13 protein-coding genes are annotated in these 18909 nt (G+C 33.7%); 4 read left to right on the forward strand and 9 right to left on the reverse strand.

What is annotated here, in order from left to right; translation table 11 throughout:
- Position 1: 1 nt before the first annotated feature.
- Complete coding sequence (locus tag OF897_RS09730) at positions 2 to 676, reverse strand: HAD family hydrolase (RefSeq protein ID WP_267265504.1); 675 nt, start codon at positions 674 to 676, stop codon at positions 2 to 4.
- A 486-nt stretch (positions 677 to 1162) separates the two neighbouring features.
- Between OF897_RS09730 and OF897_RS09735 the strand changes: the two genes are divergently transcribed.
- Positions 1163 to 2095: a LamG-like jellyroll fold domain-containing protein gene (locus OF897_RS09735; RefSeq protein WP_267265505.1), complete on the forward strand. Its 933-nt coding sequence runs from the start codon at positions 1163 to 1165 to the stop codon at positions 2093 to 2095.
- A 70-nt stretch (positions 2096 to 2165) separates the two neighbouring features.
- Here OF897_RS09735 and OF897_RS09740 read toward each other — a convergent pair whose 3' ends face one another.
- Positions 2166 to 3701, reverse strand: a complete 1536-nt coding sequence (locus tag OF897_RS09740; protein WP_267265506.1) for a SulP family inorganic anion transporter — start codon at positions 3699 to 3701, stop codon at positions 2166 to 2168.
- A 733-nt stretch (positions 3702 to 4434) separates the two neighbouring features.
- On the opposite strand from OF897_RS09740, the gene OF897_RS09745 reads away from it, so the two are divergent.
- Entirely contained in the window at positions 4435 to 4851 is a 417-nt protein-coding gene (locus OF897_RS09745; protein WP_267265507.1) for a transposase, read from the forward strand.
- 24 nt (positions 4852 to 4875) lie between these two features.
- Positions 4876 to 5217, forward strand: coding sequence for a helix-turn-helix domain-containing protein (locus tag OF897_RS09750; protein WP_267265508.1), 342 nt, complete (start codon positions 4876 to 4878; stop codon positions 5215 to 5217).
- 49 nt (positions 5218 to 5266) lie between these two features.
- On the opposite strand, the gene OF897_RS09755 is transcribed toward OF897_RS09750, so the two are convergent.
- The 3 genes from OF897_RS09755 to OF897_RS09765 form a co-directional block, all read right to left on the reverse strand.
- Entirely contained in the window at positions 5267 to 10078 is a 4812-nt protein-coding gene (locus OF897_RS09755; protein ID WP_267265509.1) for a DNA repair ATPase, read from the reverse strand.
- Between the two features lie 288 nt (positions 10079 to 10366).
- Entirely contained in the window at positions 10367 to 12376 is a 2010-nt protein-coding gene (locus tag OF897_RS09760) for a flotillin family protein (RefSeq protein ID WP_267265510.1), read from the reverse strand.
- Positions 12377 to 12722: 346 nt separating this feature from the next.
- Positions 12723 to 13370 carry a hypothetical protein gene (locus OF897_RS09765; RefSeq protein ID WP_267265511.1) on the reverse strand — a complete coding sequence of 216 codons (648 nt, stop codon included), beginning with the start codon at positions 13368 to 13370 and terminating at the stop codon, positions 12723 to 12725.
- 204 nt (positions 13371 to 13574) lie between these two features.
- Between OF897_RS09765 and OF897_RS09770 the strand changes: the two genes are divergently transcribed.
- Positions 13575 to 14186 carry a helix-turn-helix domain-containing protein gene (locus tag OF897_RS09770; RefSeq protein WP_267265512.1) on the forward strand — a complete coding sequence of 204 codons (612 nt, stop codon included), beginning with the start codon at positions 13575 to 13577 and terminating at the stop codon, positions 14184 to 14186.
- A gap of 24 nt (positions 14187 to 14210) precedes the next feature.
- Here the strand turns inward: OF897_RS09770 and OF897_RS09775 are convergent, their stop codons facing one another.
- The 4 genes from OF897_RS09775 to OF897_RS09790 all read right to left on the reverse strand — a co-directional run bounded on the left by OF897_RS09775 (position 14211) and on the right by OF897_RS09790 (position 18851).
- Positions 14211 to 14402, reverse strand: coding sequence for a hypothetical protein (locus tag OF897_RS09775; protein WP_267265513.1), 192 nt, complete (start codon positions 14400 to 14402; stop codon positions 14211 to 14213).
- 447 nt (positions 14403 to 14849) lie between these two features.
- Positions 14850 to 15689 (reverse strand): hypothetical protein, encoded by an 840-nt coding sequence (locus OF897_RS09780; RefSeq protein ID WP_267265514.1) that lies wholly within the window; start codon positions 15687 to 15689, stop codon positions 14850 to 14852.
- Between the two features lie 771 nt (positions 15690 to 16460).
- Positions 16461 to 17117, reverse strand: a complete 657-nt coding sequence (locus OF897_RS09785; RefSeq protein WP_267265515.1) for a hypothetical protein — start codon at positions 17115 to 17117, stop codon at positions 16461 to 16463.
- Positions 17118 to 17333: 216 nt separating this feature from the next.
- Positions 17334 to 18851: a TROVE domain-containing protein gene (locus OF897_RS09790; RefSeq protein ID WP_267265516.1), complete on the reverse strand. Its 1518-nt coding sequence runs from the start codon at positions 18849 to 18851 to the stop codon at positions 17334 to 17336.
- Between the last annotated feature and the right edge of the window lie 58 nt (positions 18852 to 18909).

Genomic DNA, 18909 nt, shown 5'->3' on the forward strand with positions numbered 1-18909 from the left:
ATTATATTTTGTGTTTTAAGAGGTGTGCACTGAATCCGAAATCTTTTGCGCCTTTATAATCAGCAATCGGATTATCACCGATATGCAAAATCTTTTCCAATTTTAAATCTTTATTTTTAATTTGATTTTTCACTTCCTGAAAAACAAAAGGATTAGGTTTTGAACATTTTAATTCATCAGAATAAATATGGAAATCGATGTATTGCTCAAGATTTTCGTTAATAAGGAATTTACGCATCGTTTTACCTTTAATAAAACCGGTATTGCTGAGAATATTGATGGTTTTCCCCTGATTTTTAATTTCATCAAAAAACTGATGCAATTCATTAAAAATAACCACAGGTTTATATTCTAAAAACAAATCTTCACTTTTTTGATAAAATTCATTTAAAATATCTTTATTTAATTGTTTTAAATCAATATTTAATGAACCTAAAATCAATAAATAAATCTCGAAAGTGTCAACATTTCCGCCAATTACTTCGTTAATAGTATTACAAAGATCATCATAATATTTCACTGTTTTAGCAACATCTTCAATCGGTTTTTTAACATCAAAAAATGATGAGAAAAGCTCAACTCTTTTTGTCTTAAATTCAGGATGAGACCTTATTAAAGTAAGCCATAGATCAAAAGAAAAATGATCATGGTTTTGAATATCGATATCTGTTTTCAAAATAATTTAAGTTAATAGTTTAAGCTTTTATTGAAAAAGATTTGTTTTAAGGTTACACTTTTTTTTGTCATAAGTTGTGTTTTAAAATCAATTATTCTCAAAGATAAAATTTTTCATTCAATCTTGATTTTTTTTAAGATTTTTTAAGATTTTATTAAACATGAAACAAAAATATCTTTAACATTAAAAAATTCTCCAATAAACATTATTGTCAGACTTTTAACAACCCACATTAAATAATTTTAATAGATAATATTTTTATAAGAATATTATTAAACAATTCTTCTTTCAATCATTATAAATTCCTCGTAAATCATTCATAATGAAAATTATTTTTCAACAAAATACAATATATTAAATGTTTTTAACTTAAAATAAATAACCAAACACCAATTATCAATAAAACAACACATAAATAAACTAAAATAATTATTAAATATTTAAAACTAATAGCTATATTTGAAAAACCATTAAAAATTAATACTTATGAAAAGAATCTTTCTACTATCTTCAGTTTTATTTTCTTTATTCTCAAAAGCACAAACACCAACCTATGTTCCTGCTTCAGGATTAGTAGCATGGTGGGGTTTTACAGGTAGTGCAATCGATTACAGTGGCAACTCAAATGATTTAACCGTAACTGGAGCAACACTTACTGCAGACAGGAATGGTACTGCAAACGCAGCATATTCCTTTAATGGAACAAGTGCTTTTCTTACAAAATCATCATTATCTTATAATTTTGCACAAGCCGGAACTTATTCTATTTCATTTTGGATGAAAAAAACCGGAAATTCTGAAGGCGTCGCTATGATGAGCGGTTCCAACACGTCAGGAAATTTCATTTGGCTTCTTCAATGCGATGCTACAAAAACTATTTTCGGAACCAATAAACAGGGAGAATCTTGGACTTGGGCAAACGGACCAAACTATTCTACAACAGCATGGGAACATTTCGTTGCAGTCTACAATAATCAAACAATGCAGCTTTACAAAAATGGAACTTTGGTGTCGACATCAACTAATACCTATACCGGTTCCACATCAGCAGCGATGCCTTTCTATATCGGAAGAGCAATTGGTGGTGGCTATATTGCAGCAAGTATCGATGATGTAGGAATTTGGAGCAGAGTTCTTACCGCAACAGAAATCAGTCAATTATATAATGGTACGCTTTCAACTAATGACATAAAATCTACAAAATCAAATGTAAGTATCGCACCCAATCCTGTGAGTGATATTTTATCTGTAAACATTCCTTTGAAAGGGAAAAACACTTATAAAATCATTGACATTAACGGAAGAATTGTACTTACCGGAGAATTAAATGATTCAAAAATTAATGTTTCTTCATTAAATAGAGGATCTTATTTCCTTGATATTGAAGGAATTTCTAGCTTTAAATTTATTAAAAAATAATACTTTCTAAAAGCAATACTGTCTCCTTTAATCTGAGATGGTATTGCTTTTCAGAATATTAAATAACAAATTATTTTTCCGGCATTACTTTATAAGTCGGGTCTTCCTGAATATTTACATCAATTACCGCTTCAGCATTTTTCAACATTTTTATTGAATCTTCACTTAGATGTTTTAAATGAAGTTTTTTATCAAGTTCTGCATATTTTTTTGATAATTTATTTACAGCGTCGATTGCGCTCATATCTACAATTCGGCTTTCTTTGAAATCTATGACGACTTCTTTAGGATCATTTGCAGGATCAAATTTATCTGTAAAAGTTGTTACTGAACCGAAAAATAACGGACCAGAAATTTCATAATATTTAATTCCATTCACATCTGTATATTTTTTTGCACGAATCCTTTTCGCATTATCCCAGGCAAAAACTAGGGCAGAAATAATGACTCCAACCAAAACAGCCAATGCTAAATTATGAAGAACAATCGTAATTAAAGCAACCGTAATCCCAACAAAAATATCAGATTTCGGCATTTTGTTTACGATTCGAATCGAAACCCACTGAAAAGTACTTATTGCAACCATCATCATTACGCCGACCAAAGCAGCCATCGGAATTTTTTCAATAAATGGTGCTCCAACTAAAATTATAATTAGAATAGTAAGAGATGCAATAATTCCTGAAAGTCTGGCTCTTGAACCCGCATTTAAATTAACCAAGGTTTGGGCAACCATTGCGCAACCTCCCATTCCACCGAAAAATCCATTGGTAATATTAGCTAAACCTTGAGCGACAGACTCTTTATTTGCACTTCCTTTTGAATTTGTGATTTCATCAACCATCGATAAAGTTAAAAGTGATTCAATCAAACCAACTCCAGCCATAATTAAAGCATAAGGAAAAATAATTATTAAAGTTTCCAACGAAAAAGGAATGCTTGGAATATGAAAATCAGGCAAGCTTCCACTGATGTGAGCAATATCTGCAACTGTTTTTGTATTAATCCCAAAACCTAAAACAACAACGAAAATAATAACAATAGCAACCAAAGAAGCGGGAATAACTTTTGTGATTTTAGGAAAAAAGTAAACAATTGCAATCGTCAAAGCAGTAAGTCCAGCCATTATATACAAGGAAGAACCTTGCAACCAACTTATCGCTCCATTTGCATCAATAATCTTAAATTGTTCAACTTGTGCCATAAAAATAATAACAGCCAAACCATTTAAGAAACCATACATTACGGGTTGAGGAATTAATCTTACAAATTTCCCCAATTTAAAAACTCCGACCAATAATTGAAAAATCCCTGCGAGAACGACTGTTGCAAAAAGATATTCTACACCGTGAGTTTTTATTAATGCAATTAAAACAACAATTGTCGCTCCTGCTCCACCAGAAACCATTCCGGGACGACCACCTAAAATAGCCGTAACCAATCCCATCATAAAAGCAGCATATAAACCCGTTAATGGTGAAAGTCCGGCAAGAATTGCAAACGACAATGACTCCGGAATCATAGTCATTGCGACCGTTAATCCGGCTAAAATTTCGTTTTTATAATTTATTTTTTTTGGTAGATCGAATAAAGCTATTGGACGCATAAGAGATATTATAATATTATCAAAAAAAACATAAATTAATTATTAAAACAAAATATAGTTTATTAATATACTATTAGCTTATTTGCTAAAACTAGTTTTTTTGATCAAGCAAAAATAAGACTTAGGATTCACTAACCAATTTTCTTTTAAAAAATTTCAATATTACAATAATTGTATATCATTGAAAATCTATAAGAAAGATAACATTGCTATTATTATTTTCCTTTATTCATGGTATTTTAACAATCAGTCTTCAACATAAATTAAATATTATTAATGTTTGTCAAATAAATAAATAGTGATTAATTCATTATTTTTTTCTATTTTTGACGTATAAACAAGACGATAATTAACTATAATTTCAAATTAGAGTAAAAATATTATGTTAAATAACGTAGGATAATAGGCAATGATGTAGATTTATAAAACAAAGTATATAAAATCCCTCATTAAATCACGCATTTGAGCATTATTATTATTTTAAAGTTATTATTTGAGACAATAAGCCAATTTTAAATCTTGTTTCACCATCTAATCACAAAACACAAATTGCTGAAAATCATATTTTTACAGTTAATAATTTATTTAATCTTGTAAAGTAATGAGACAGCTGGGTTTAAAAACCTATCACAATGCCATAGAAATAAATCCCTCCTATTTCTTACAAGGCGCTCATAATCATTCCTTTACTTTATTAAATACGATTAATTTAAAAAAAATTAGCTTTTAATAAATGTTATACAAAAATATACATATAGGGAAATATATTAAGGAAATGGTAGAGAATAAGAATATTTCTCTCGAAAGAATCTGTAATTTCCTTGGTAAAGATGAAGATTTTGTGGAAAATGTATATGAAAGTCAATCGGTAGATACTGATGTACTTTTGAGATGGAGTAAATTGCTGGAGTTTGATTTTTTCAGATTATACAGTTCGCATCTTATTTTATATGCTCCGCCTTCTGCCGTTAACAAATCGGAGAAAAAGAGCGAAACAACCCCACAGTTCAGAAAAAATATTTACACTCAGGAAATCAAAGATTTTATCCTGAGCAGAATAGAATCCGGAGAAATGACTCAGGCTGATGTAATTAAAGAATATTCTATTCCAAAGAGTACATTACATCGCTGGATTCAGAAAAAGAGATAACACACCAAGAAAACATTATATTTTATGAGGCCGAATTACAACAGGATCTATGAAGATCTACTGAAGATGAAGCATCCCGAAAAACTGGAATGCCCAAAAGTAAAAGAACAGCTTGGAAAGCTTAATTCTACAGATGAAATTCTGAAACTGAATGAAAGACTTTTTAAACCAAGTAAAGAAACTGCGAAAACAAATCAGCAGTTGAAAACTTATGACAAAAAGACGATGATGAAACTTTTAAGTTATCAGAAAAAGCACAGTTTGTCGACAAGTTTTATGTCTAGAAAGTACAACATCAGCCGAACAACTTTTTCTAAATGGAAAAAAATTTTGGAAGAAGAATTGGTTGAAACTTCAAAAAAATAACAAAAAAATACTATGCAAAATGCGTAGTATTTTTTTTTAGAATAATATTTTAATCTCTTTTCAAAACATCTTTAATCCCATCCAAACCTTCACTGAACTGTGCCAGCAAAGCCACAATCTGAGTCATTCTGTCATTTTCGCCCAAACCTTTGATCATTTTATTTTTGACAAAGGTTTTTTTGATATCTTCCCAACGACTTTTTTCATCTTCAGAAATCAGATTCATCAGCTCTTTCAGTTTCAACATATTTGATTCTGCTCCGGTAGTCAGCGTCTGAGACTCGTTTTGGTAATGATTCAGAACAATTTGCGTCACTTCTTCTTCTTTTAAAATAGGTTGAATTTGCGAAATCAACTTATTCATATTCCGGTAGGAACCCTGCAGTTTGAAAGACGGCTCGTTTCTGTAGTCATCAGACATTGCAGCGGATGAAATATACTGTTTATTCACTTTTAAAACGATATCACGTATTTTCAACGTATTTTCCAACACTTTTCTGAAATCGGAAATTTCATTAGAACTGAAGTTGCCAGCCAGATCCACATTCGGAGAATTGGTTTGGATACTTTTGTACAAACTGTAAAGATTCTCCATTCCTTGATTGGTTAATCTTGTAAGATAATCGTTTGACATCAAGGCGTTTTCGATTAAGCTTAAATCAAATAATTCTGTTTTGCTTCCTGAAATTTCACCCAAATTATAAGTATCAGAACGGTTCGCCAACATATCCGGAATCTTAAATTTCTCGCCACTTTCCGTGTACGGATTTCCAGCCATGACGAGACAGAAACGTTTTGATCTCAAATCATAGGTTTTGCTTTCACCGTTGTAAATTCCTTCAATTTTTCTTTGTCCGTCTGCTAAAGAGATAAATTTCTGCAAAAACTCAGGGTTACAATGCTGAATATCGTCGAGATACAACATCACATTATCACCCATTTCCAAAGCCAAATTCAGTTTTTCCAATTCCTGTTTTGCTCCGGCATTTTTAGCTTCATTTGGATCGGTGGAAACAATATCGTGACCGATTGACGGACCGTTGATTTTCATGAAAACCAATCCCATCCGGTCTGCCATGTATTCCATCAAGGTTGTTTTTCCGTAACCCGGCGGTGAAACGAGGAGCAACATTCCCATTCTGTCAGTTCGTTTGTCGTTTCCGACTGTCCCTAATTGTTTGGCCAGATTTGCTCCGATCAAAGGGAAATAGACATCGCTGATCAATTTATTTCTGACAAAAGAACTCAAAACCTGAGATTTGAACGTATCGATTTTCAGACTTTTCTTTTTATCATTCACCCATTTTGCTTTCAACTCCTGCAACTGCTTATATTTCGGAACAACAACTTCATTGAAATCAGATAAACGGGAATTAAATTCATAATAATTTAAATGATAATCCAAATCTTTTTCCAGTGATTTCAACCCTTTTAAATCCGCTTCATACGTGACATGCAGAATATTCTCAGTATTGAACTGTTGGGTCACAAAAAACACGGCGGTTTCTTTTTTAATCTCATCTTCAAAGTTCATCTCTGAATTTATTAAAAAGGCATTCAAAGCACTTTCAGCAATGGAGAAGCAGGCTGAAGGATAATTTTTTAATGCATTCAGCTGATCGATAAATTCAAGATCTTTTCCTTTCTCTTTTAAATTTTTTAAAAATGATTCGTAGAGCACAGCAGCCTTTTCAGAAACCACAAACGCTGATTTATTTTCTCTTTTTAGGTAAACAGCAGCATTAAAGTCATTAACCTCAGCAAAAAGATGATGGGTTTGGGCAAACGATTTTATTTCATTTGAAAGTTCTTCGTTGAGATATTGAAAACCCTTATCGGTGACAAAAGATTTTGAAATTAAATTGGCTGCTTCAAACTGTTTCTGATAATATTCTTTTCTTTCATTATTCAAAAAATACCAGAACAGTTGAGCCAGCGCTCTTTCAGAAGGCGTAAACTGCATCAATCCCAATTCATTGTGGATCTGCTGAAGTTTTGAAACAATTGTCAGCGCATCTTCATCGTGAATTCCTTTTACCAAACCTTCACCAAAATGCTCAGTCATAAATTGCTGGATCGCATTTCTGTTCTGCTCTTCAGTATTAATATTTTTATTTTTTGAGAAAATATTCCAAGCTAAATATTCAAAACGTTTTGCATTTGAATTTTCTGAAATATATTCCTGATTCCAGACATCTTTGTACTCTGAAATTGCTTCAAAATTCAGAGGCTCATAAAATCCGGTTCCTGTTAAATGATAATAATATTGAGCATTTCGAAGCACCAAAGTCAGATCTAATTTCTGACGGTTCACGGCAAATTTATATTCACCCAAAGCGATCACATTGTCACCATCTGCATAAATTTCTTTTTTATCTTTGAGCTTTCTGACCGCTTCCTGCTGAGAAGTTTTCAGCAAGGTCTGAATTTCTTCAGCTTTGGCAGAATCTTCCATTTCCATTAACTGTCGGGAAATATCACGAACTTTTTCAACCATTAAATCGGTCGCAAAATAGCCGTTGATTTCGTTTTCAGCATCGAAAGATTCCGTCTTTGTTTTGACAGACTGTAAAATCCTTTTTGCAGAATCATATAAATTCTGTGTTCTTTTATTGCGGGATTCCGTAAGCTGAACTCGTTTGTTTTGAAAATGACCGTAGGCCTCTTCTCTTTTTTCGCCAATTTTTTGGATAAACTCATCAAAATCAATGAATTTCGTTTCCATTTCTTCCAGCTGAATGGAAAGTTTGGTTAAATATTCATCACATTTTTCGGGAGTCTGAGAAAGTTCAAGAAAATTAATGACCGACTGATCAAACAAAGTCATCTGCGCCTGAAAATCAGCAGAAAGTTCTTTACCGGAAATTTCTCTTTTCCTTTTTGATAATTCTAAACGCTCCTGATTTAACCTTGCAAAAATCACCGAAATATTTTCAATAATCTGAGTGGATTGCGAAGTGTCTTCAATTTTTAAATTATTGACGATATCCACCAAAAGCTCGAGTTGTGAAGATAAATTGGTGATTTCTTCTTCAATCGTTTTAGCATCAATCGCCTTCTGCAAATTGATAATATTTTCAGAAATGGACTGCGCTCTGGTTTCGTAAGGCGACAGAGAATTTTCCTGAAGAAGAAAGTTGACGCAGGCATTGGAAAGTTCTTCTGAACGCGCTGCCAGAGACTGATCTAAGGCGTCGAGAATTTTCAAATCCACATATTTCAGATCTCTTGCACCAGTAATTTCACCACGCAATGCTCTGATTTGCGAAAGCATGTCGATATACTCCGTCAGTTCAGAATAATGAATCCGTTTCGTATCATCCAGAATTTTTTCGCAGGAAATTTTGATTTTCTCAACTGCTTCAGCGGTATTTTTCTTCTGCTCAACCACTTTTTCAAACTCATTAATCGCCGAATGGGCAATGCTTCTGATTTCCTTTAATGGCTGATCAAGATTTTCAACCTCATCATCGCCAAGAAAATAATATGCATCTAAAATCGTCGTGGAAAGTTTGACAATATCATCATACAATCCGCTGTAGGAATCTTCTTTGTTCAGCAAAGTAATCAGCTCCTGACTTTCAGCCATTACGCGAACGATATCCTTGTTCCCGATTTTATAAATCAGCGTGTCTGATTTTTCGGTATTCGGTAACAATTCTTTTGCGTACGGCGTCTGCCAGATCTGAGCTAAATGATGTTTGGTGGTTTCAACACTTTCTCTCAGATAAATAAGTTTCCCTTCATCTAAAATTGAATATCCGCTGCAACGAATCGGTGTTTCGATGGTTTGCGTGATGATATTGTACGAAATCAGCTGATAATTATTGGTTTTATCATCGTAAAAAACATACATGAAATTTTCACCGTTCGGCTCCTGAATCGTTTTCAGATAATGAAGCCTATTGACATCCTGAGAAATCACCTTTAAACCTCCCGTCTGCAAAGCATAGCCGTTCGAGAACAAGACACCCTGATTTTCCGGAAGCAAAACCGCCGAATGTTTCAAGGTATCAACACGCGAAACGATTTTTTCTTTATGATTGTAAATGAAATATCTTTCCGTTTCCTGATATGGTTTAATTTTAAATAAAACCAAATTATCAAGATCACAGAAGTGAATTTCAGCATCATCGAGATTCTGATCTTTGTGAATGACATCCTCGGAGTAAATTCCTTTTCCGGTGTCGGTATTGTCCTCGATTTTAATGGTAATATCACCACCAATCGATTCCACAAAAACTTTATCTGCCAGAGAAACGTGCGGAAATTTTCCGCTTCGCTGCATATCCCGGGTCGCTTTTGTCCATGCAAAACCATGTTGCGGCGGATACGTTACCTCCGATGCACTTCTGGAATCCACATACACCAACTGATCTTCTTTGATCAGCCATTTGAAAGACTTGATATCTGACGTACTTTCAGACAGCTGGAAAACCATGTACAGATAGTTTTCGGTAAAATGAAAACGTGCAAAGAAGGTGTTTCTGTAATATTTATACAAATTTTTGAACTCTTCAACGAAGATTTCATCATTAATCAAAGACGAATCACGAGGTTCAAAACGGTCGTTATTGATCGTGTAAATCGAGAAAACATCCGTGATATTAATTTCACTCTGTAAACCCAAATGCGCATTTGATCCGAAGATCAAAGTATTTTTCAGCGAAAAAATATCTTTGGCGACGCAGTTGTGCTCCGTAGAAATTCTTTCGTTGGAGATGAGTGAAAAATCAACTCCGCCGAAAATTTCTTTACGGTTTTCGTTCAGCTTCTGAAGCCTTTGAATGAGGTCGTTTTTCTGCTCATTCAGACGGCTTTGAATTATTTCGTATGTCCCTGAATTTAATTTTTCTGACATATTTTTTGAGATATTAGATGTTAGATGCTAGATTTTAGACTACCATCATACTATTAAAAACATTTATTTTTTTAACCATTAAGGTTTATTAAGTAATTAAGAGTCATTAAGTTTAGCTTCGCTTTAAGTTTCACGCTTATAAAAAATCTATTGATTTTCTTAACTAAGCTTAACCCCTTAATAATTCTTAATGGTAAAGTTTTTAAAATTTATATTGAGAAAAAAACTCTCAAAGCATCATTGAAAAATCACACAATGAGAGTCTTACAATATAATTAGTTAGTGTTTTTACCTGATTGGTTTTTGATCTACACCTAGATGTTTTGCCATATCCATTACTCTTGCAAGAAGACCTTTTTCCTGTTGGTCGGCAACGCCATTGAGTTTGAAAATCAGGCTTGCGATGCTCATGTTTTTAATGTCTTCTGAGGAAACATTGTATTTTTCAACCATTCCCATCACTTTACCGATGATATTTTCGCCGTCTCCCAAAAGATTTTCTTTGACCAAAGTTGCGTTTTCGCTGTGGCTGATGAATTTATCCAAACCTTTTCCTGCTGAAACCTGACGAACCACGTTATCAAAGAAAGTATTGTCACCTCCCACGATATCAATTTTTGCAGACTTGAACGCTTCCGCTAAAACTCCAGCCTGAGCCTGTGCAATATCTTTCTGAATTGAAATTTGAGCCAATTCCACTTCTTTTTCTTTCGCTAAAGTCAATCTGAACTCTTCGTGATCTTTTCCTGCATCGTTCAGTTTTTTCATTGCTTCCGCTTTTTCTGTAATTCCTGCAGCTTCTGCAAATGCTTTTTCCTTGATAACTTCCGCCTGAGCAATACCTTCTTTTCTTTCCGCTTCTGCTTTTTTCTCAATAACGATTGACTCAACGATTCCCTGTCTTTCGGCTGCATCGGCTTTTGCATGAAGAACCTGAGCTTCAGACAAACCTACCGTCGCTTCTTCTTTTGCTTTTGCATCAGCGATGATTTTGCGGGCTTCCGCTTCTTTTTCGGCAGCATCTCTCTTCGCCTGAGCTTCAATAACGTATTTCTGAGCATCTTTTTCAGCAGATAATTTTCTTGATTCTGCAGCTCTCGTTTCCTGAATTAATTTCTTTTCAGCTTCCTGCGTTGCCAGAGTAATTTCAACCTGCTTGGTTCTGTCGGCTGTTTTGAAAGCTTCCAAATCCTTAATGGTCTGCTGCTCTTCAACTACCGTTTTCTCCATCGTCAAACGCTCACGGATCGCATCCTGAATATTTTTCTTTTCCAGTTCGATGGCTTTTTCTTTTTCGATTTGAGCCAAAGAAACAATTCTTTCTCTTTCGGTTGCTTCCAACATCTGATCTTTTTGCACCCTTTCAGTTTCCACCAAATCGGCACGTTCTTTATTTTTAGCAGCGATAACAACCTGTCTTTGCTTATTTTCTTCTGCGATCTGAAGCTTTTCTTCTGTTGCGATACGAACAGTTTCATATTTCAATCGTTCTTCTTCATCAACTTTCAATATCTCAGCATTTTCACGGGCTTTGATATTGGCAACTTCTCTTTTTTGAGATTCTTCTTTTTCAGCCAACTGTTTTTCCAGTTCTAAAATTGCTTCACGGGCTTCAACATTTTGTTTCGTGATTGTTTTTTCCTCATCTCTGCGAACCTGATTGGCTTTAATATTTTGTGTAGCCGTTAATTCGGTAATCTTTTTAATACCTTCAGAATCTAAGATGTTGTCTTTATCTAAATTCTCAATTTTAGTCTGCTCCAGATAATCGATCGCACAGTCATCCAAAACATAACCGTTTAAATCTGTTCCGATGATATCCAAAATTTCCTGACGGAATTCACTTCTTGCTTCATACAATTCGATAAATTCAAATTTTTTACCGACCGTTTTCAAAGCTTCGGAAAATTTAGCTTCAAATAATTCTCTCAAAGTATTGATATCCGAAGCTCTCTGACATCCGATGGTCTGACCAACATTCACAATATCATCAACCGATTTATTGACTCTGATAAAGAAAGCCACCTGAATATCGGCTCTCATGTTGTCTTTACAGATCAAACCCGCTCTTCCTTCTCTTGCAATTTCCAGTTTTTTCACAGAAATATCCATTGATTCCATTCTGTGAATGACCGGAATCACAATTCCTGCATTGAAGAAAACCTTGGTTCCTCCATAACCTGTTCTCAAAACCACAATTCCCTGAACCGTCTTTTTATACATTGATAAAATCCAGAAAATTAATCCGATAGTTGCCACTACGATGACAACAATTCCTACAATTAAAGGTGTATTCATATTTTTATAGTTTATTTATTTTAATTTTTGTGTTTAATTTTTTAATGCAAAGTCCGCAAAGATTTTTTTAAAAATTACTCTGTATATTTTTCGTTCGCAAGGGCGTTTGACTCAGCCAAGACCGCAATCCTTTTCATTTGTTTTGTGTATTTACCTCCTTTATTTGATTCCAAAACCTTTTACTCCAACCCTAATGAGTATCATTTTAAAATCTGAACAACTCCGCTCTTTTTAGGGAAAAGATTGGAAGTTCTTCCGCTTATTTCGTTTTTACTTTATCATCCTAAAGAAACAATTCGAATAAATAATTGAAAATCGTAAGAAAAAATATAATCATTATTTTATTTTAAAATTTAATTTCTTCTGCTACATAATAATATTTCCTATTCAAATCTTCATCAACAATAAACACTGTCGTTCCGTGCTCGATTTTTTCGCCATCTTTACTTTTCACCATTAAGGTCATCGGGTCGCTTCCGATAAAAACTTCGAGAATTCCGATTTTATTTCCGTGAATCGTTGATTTCATTCTTCCTTGTCTTCCTAAAAAATCATGTGAAATTTCACCTTTGTGATTGATTTCCCTGAAAAAAGGGTTGAGTGGTTTTAAAATCAACTTTGTCAATAACATACTGATTATAAACATCGGAATAACTAGAAGTGCAGAGATCCAAATTTCAAATGATGCGAAAACTTCCAGATAAATCGAACCCAACCAAGTGAAGAAAAGCGATATCGTCAGAAAATAAGTCATCGGAACAATATCTAAATTCAGAAATTTCAAAAACTGAATCCACGCAGAAGGGTCGTCGGGAATATGAACGTGACCATCCGGCGCACTGGTGTCAATATCCAGATCTGCATCGAGCCCAATATCAATATCCAAACCCGTAACAATCGTAAAAAGCCAATAAATAACAGCCAAAACCAACAGCACACTCAAAACTGTGTTAACCGGAGAAAAAGCTGTTGCTAAAAATTCCTGATAGGTCATATATAATGTGTTTTTAAAATTTAAATTATCGACAACGAATATTCAGTTTTCATTAAATATTGATTGTATTTCAACCTTAATTACCAACATTAATAGCCAATTGTTTTCGGTTGTACACAAATATAATAATTTTTTCTCAAAATGCAAATATCATTAGCAAATTAATTAAAATTAATCTTACATTTGCAAAAAATATTAGTAATTATGAGTTTTTTCGGAGCTAACATTAAAACAGTAAGACAGGCAAAAGGATTAAGCCAACAGGCATTTGCCGAATTATTTGATCTGAACAGAGGTGTTATCGGAGCCTATGAAGAAGGACGATCTGAACCAAAAATATCAACTTTACTTACTGTAGTTCATTATTTTAATCTTGATTTGGATAAATTTTTAACCGTCCCTTTAACTGTTGATGATTTAAATAAACCTGAAAATTATGAGAAGTTTCAACTTTCATTAAATTCAGATTTACCTTATCAGGAAAATAATTTTGAAAATAATATCAAATATAATTCACTGCAAAAAGCATTGGCAGATATTGATTTAATCTATGAATTTAACGAAAACGCATTGCTTTTATCGAATTATAATTTAGGAGATTTTTTATTTCTAATGAAATCAAATATTGCCGAAGAAAATCCTGAGACTTTATTATTTACCGAAAACGGAAATCTTAAATACCTTTCTACTATTAGTAAAGAATTGCATTCTGAAAAAGAGGTTTATAAAATCGCAGGCTATCTTTCTTTTGAGCAAAAAAATATCCTCTCCAGTATTTTGGAAAGGATTGAGATTTTGGAGAGAAAGGGAAAATAACCAAGTATTAAATCATTTTTTTCTCTAATTCTGATTGCGGTTTCTAAGATTTCTGACTAAAAAGAAAACTGCAAATAAAAACGTGCAGAGATAGAGAATGCTCAGTCCAATTTTGTCTACGGTCATGGTTTTAAAATCGATCTGCTTCCACAAAGCAGTTCCTACAATGATTGCTATAATGGCAAAGAAAAATATTCCTCCTTTTTTGTTTTCCATGGTTTTTGGTTTTTATTCCGTTAGAATTAAAGCCGAAAACTAATTTTCGACAATCACAAAACTAAAAATAAATTTCACTTCAATAAGATAAATTTTAAAAAACCTAAAATTAAAAAATCCCTTCCGAATACCGGAAAGGATTAAAACTATAAAAGGTTAAAGCGAAAAAAGAAGAGCGGGGCATGTCCTGCCGGAGTCGAACCGGATAGCCTTGCCGGAGTTACCGACTTCGCTATTCCTCCCTTAAAATGGCGACGAAGTATCTTTTCTCTACGACACTTTTATTTTTTAAAACAAGGCAACAGTCAAAAAGCGTATCGTGCTCTATCCATCTGAGCTACTCTCCCAATAGAAATTTTGTTTTATGTGTGGAAGAGACGGGACTTGAACCCGCGACCCCGTCGTGATATCGAAGTAACACTATTCTACGGCACTTGTTTTTTATTTTTAAATTTCTTCTTCAGCGATATATGTTTTCACAATTGGACGAATTTTCGCATTTTCAGGATGATAATTCATATCAAAGCTTGACCATCCAGAGGACCAATACAGCATGATTTCTTTAAGATAAGGAACGTCTTTTGTTTCATCATATTTAAAATTCTGATCAAAAATCTCCTGCACTTCTGGCAATAATTCAGGATAAAACATTTGGTCTTCGTCATCAAAAACCTGAATATGAATATCGAGATGATTTTTTAGTTCATTTAACAGATAAGTTCTAAAATCCCAACCCATTACAATAATATCAGTATCCCACATAGAAAGTATAGGTTTCCATTTCAAATTAGAATCACTTACAACAAAACGATGACCCAACATTGGGATAAGCTGAGGAATTTTAGAAAACCATTCATCAAAAATTTCTTTTCTTTTTGCTTCAGATTTTGGTTTTACTCCCCATGATTTTAACCAAACTTTATTACCTCCTTCCACATCAAAAAACAGCCAATCTGATAAACCATGAAACCTATGCTGAATTTCTTCTTCATCATCCAACCAATTATAAAATAACATATGTTCCTCCAAAACTACCTCCCCATTTTCATCCTCATATTCAAAAATTTCTTTTTTATCAATAGCATGGAGAACCTTTAAAAACTCCCGATGCTCAGTAATAAATTTGATGGAATATTTTAATTCAATGGAATCAATCTGTTCTTCAGTAAGTGGTTGCCATTTCGCACCATATAATCCTTGAACACAATCATCTTCATTTGACCATAAAGTTTCTGTACGTTTCTTAATCCAATACAAAAATTCAGTGAAATTTTCTGGTATATTCATATTCTTATATTTAAATTTAAAAAGAGGTAAAATTCGAAAAAACTACATTTAACAGGACTTTTACAGACATGCTTTTTGGAGTTGAACCAAGATCGTTAGATTTACCGAAGTAAGTCTTTTCTACGACACTCTTTATTTTTAAAATCAAGGTAAAAAGTATAGAATCTTTCAGTGCTTTTGCTCTACCAACTGAGCTACTTTTCCCGAAGAAAAGACAGGGCTCGAACCTGTGACCCAAAGTTTGGATATCGAAGTATGATTCTAAAACGACACTTGATTATTTTTATTTTTTAAAATCGAGCAACTGATAAAAAGAGTTTTTGTTCAATGAAATTCGAAGGAACTCTTTTTTACGGCATCGGATATTTTTAGAGTAAGGTCAAAAATCAAACAGAGACTTACTGAAAGAGTGTCACCATTACACTATCTCGATTTAACGAGAACAGGAGTCGAACCTGTATTGCTGTCCCTTAAACGAAGAAATTCTGTTTTACGACACTTACTTTTTATTTTAAATTTTAATGATTATTGTTTTTTGTTGTTGCAAAATTAATTTGTTAGTGCGCATTCTTTTTACGCAGTTGAAATTATTTAAATTAAAAACCAAGTAACAGGTTATAGGAGTTTTTGAATGTTGTTCAAATTTTAAGTTTGACGATGGAACTCTTATTTTACGACATTGGATAGTTTAAACCGAGCGATATAGCGAAAAGACTCTGTGTCAATTGGAAGTCGAAGGATTTCTTTTCTTACGGCATCGGTTTGTCCTTGTTATTTTATTCCAGTCATTAATGCTGAAATTTTTTCTGCATTTTCGATATTCAGTTTTTGCAAAATTTCTGTAATTCTATTTTTAAATTTTATTTGATGTTTTCTTATTTTACCTAATTCATTTTTCAATTCAAATTCCTCAACTTCGAAGATTGCTTTTATATCTGTAAATTCCTCTAAGCTTACATCTGAATAATCTGAAAATTGCACTTTTCCGTTTTGTTTTCTGTAAAAAATCCACGGATGACCAATCCATAAATCTGACCAATCGGAAGTTGTACTATCTAATATCCTTTGCCACTCATCTATATTTCCGATATCTCCGCAACAATTTGGTTCGATAAGTATTTTATCCTTGTCGGTCAAAACAATTCCTCCATCAAAAATAGAAACTTCATCCTCGAACTTATTTAAATCAATTTCCTGAAGATCTGTTTCCAAAATCATTTGCAGATTATCATCGTCAATAGTTTCTATATCAACTAAATTAGAATCTTTGCTAATCCTGCTAAAATCATAATTTAATGCAGAAACTACTTCTTCCCATTTTCTAAACCATTCATCAGGATCTGGATAGTCAGAACTTTCCGGTAATTCGTATTCTTCTTGAGAATATTTTAAAGAATTGATTTCTATTGTATTAATAAGCTTCATCATAACTATACAGTTTTTATTCCTAGCCCCGATTGCAGCGGCATCCTTTTTTGTTATTGCGGTTGCGAAATAGTTCAACAAATTACTGTACTTCTATCGCAATAACAAAAAAGATACAGCGGAAAGCGGGTAACAGCTCCTAAAAATTAAAATAGTTATTCATTCCGAACATTACTCATTATTTATTACTCATTACTTATGATTTAAAAGCAGTGCCTTTTACAGCACTACTTTTTTAATCATTTCCACTGCAGATTTTCGGTCTTCCAAAGCGTTCAGTACATCGAAGATTTTGTCGGACCAGCCTGCGATGAGATAGACATCATTTTTTCTGACATCCAACGGTGGTTTTCCGTAACCTGCCAAATCAAAAATATACAATTTTGCGTTTGGATTGATCTTTTTGTATCGGCTCCACGAGTTTTCGAAAGCGTTGGTAAATCCACCGGTATCCCACATTTGAGTATCAGTAAACAGCATAATTTTGTCGGCAATTTCCCGCTTGTTGATCAAATCTTCAAGCACGAGATGACCGTTTGTGGCATAGCCAACTTCGCCTTCCCTTTTGTAGAACGCATCTACGTTTCTCAGAATACCGTTTTTCGGCATCGGAACTCTTTTCCAACGGTCACCAAACATACCTGTGATCACGTTTTTGCACTGCGACTGCAACATCATCGACATTAGCAGACCGATATCGTACAGCAAAACTTTAGATTTCGGAGAAACAGGCTGTTGCATCGAACCTGAAACGTCTGCCGCAATCACGACCGAAGTTTCAAAGCCAAAACCTTTGATGTTTTTTGCACTCACCATCACCGCACCTTCCAATGCTTCCAGAATTGATGAGATGTATTTTGAATCGATGTTTTTCAATTCTCTGTACGCCGACAAAAATCTGAATGGCAATTGTTTTGAGTTTCTTACCGCTTTTTCATCTGACAAATAGCTGCACACTTTGTACATCGCATCCGAAGAAACGTTGGCTTCCAGGATATTTCTAAGGTTTCTCAAAGTTGCCATATAACCTAGTTTGTTACTCAAAATCAGTTCTTCCCATTTGTTTTTGAAAGCTGATTTTCTTTCTGCATCATCAGCAAATTTTGTCTGACCCAAAACTGAAAGTTCAACTTCCCACGTGTAAGGCGTTTCCAAAGAGTCGTTTACGATTTTGTTGAAAATTGCCTGCTGATTTTCATCTTTTGCTTTTGGGTGAACCAAAAACAAAGCATCTTTCAAAGTCACTTCTGCTTTTCTGTTGTATTTTGCGAACTGGTATTCATCAAATTTATTGAAAGATTTCACCAGACCTTTCTGGATTTGCTTTGAAAGTCGGTTCAGTTTTTTAACATCAGTTCTTTCGTTTGCCAATTGGTAATACGCCAATAGTTCTGTGATTTCATCGGCTCTTTGGATTACGCCGTCTACGGTTTTGCTTACTAGGTCCGTACCTGAAGTTTGTTTCGCCAATTCGGTTGTCAAAACCAATGGAATCGAACGCAGATACATATCGTTTCTTGCATAAACCGCCAGTTTTGCAACAAATTCCGGATCGTTTTTCTGAATCAGAGATTGGATTCTCGCCAATCTGTCATTTCCTTTTTCATAGGTTGCGTTGGATAATCCTGTTGTAACAACAGCACTGTATAGTTCTTCTGCAGGTGTCATTTTGTAAGCTTTTGCACCTTCGTAGTTGGTTACTACGTTATTTGATTTTCTTAAAAAATTAAATTTCATAATTACTGTTTTTTTGTTAAACATTTGGAAGATTATCACTTCCACTCTGATTTCTGAT

It is taken from the genome of Chryseobacterium formosum (genome assembly GCF_026460885.1).
In the GTDB taxonomy this organism is placed as follows: domain Bacteria; phylum Bacteroidota; class Bacteroidia; order Flavobacteriales; family Weeksellaceae; genus Chryseobacterium; species Chryseobacterium formosus.

Excerpts from the sequence above, each read along its gene's own strand:
- OF897_RS09775 (WP_267265513.1), bottom strand. The coding sequence starts at position 14,402 with ATGGAAAACAAAAAAGGAGGAATATTTTTCTTTGCCATTATAGCAATC.
- OF897_RS09745 (WP_267265507.1), top strand. The coding sequence starts at position 4,435 with ATGTTATACAAAAATATACATATAGGGAAATATATTAAGGAAATGGTA.
- OF897_RS09740 (WP_267265506.1), bottom strand. The coding sequence starts at position 3,701 with ATGCGTCCAATAGCTTTATTCGATCTACCAAAAAAAATAAATTATAAA.
- OF897_RS09760 (WP_267265510.1), bottom strand. The coding sequence starts at position 12,376 with ATGAATACACCTTTAATTGTAGGAATTGTTGTCATCGTAGTGGCAACT.
- OF897_RS09735 (WP_267265505.1), top strand. The coding sequence starts at position 1,163 with ATGAAAAGAATCTTTCTACTATCTTCAGTTTTATTTTCTTTATTCTCA.
- OF897_RS09765 (WP_267265511.1), bottom strand. The coding sequence starts at position 13,370 with ATGACCTATCAGGAATTTTTAGCAACAGCTTTTTCTCCGGTTAACACA.
- OF897_RS09780 (WP_267265514.1), bottom strand. The coding sequence starts at position 15,689 with ATGAATATACCAGAAAATTTCACTGAATTTTTGTATTGGATTAAGAAA.
- OF897_RS09790 (WP_267265516.1), bottom strand. The coding sequence starts at position 18,851 with ATGAAATTTAATTTTTTAAGAAAATCAAATAACGTAGTAACCAACTAC.
- OF897_RS09785 (WP_267265515.1), bottom strand. The coding sequence starts at position 17,117 with ATGATGAAGCTTATTAATACAATAGAAATCAATTCTTTAAAATATTCT.
- OF897_RS09750 (WP_267265508.1), top strand. The coding sequence starts at position 4,876 with ATGAGGCCGAATTACAACAGGATCTATGAAGATCTACTGAAGATGAAG.
- OF897_RS09770 (WP_267265512.1), top strand. The coding sequence starts at position 13,575 with ATGAGTTTTTTCGGAGCTAACATTAAAACAGTAAGACAGGCAAAAGGA.
- OF897_RS09755 (WP_267265509.1), bottom strand. The coding sequence starts at position 10,078 with ATGTCAGAAAAATTAAATTCAGGGACATACGAAATAATTCAAAGCCGT.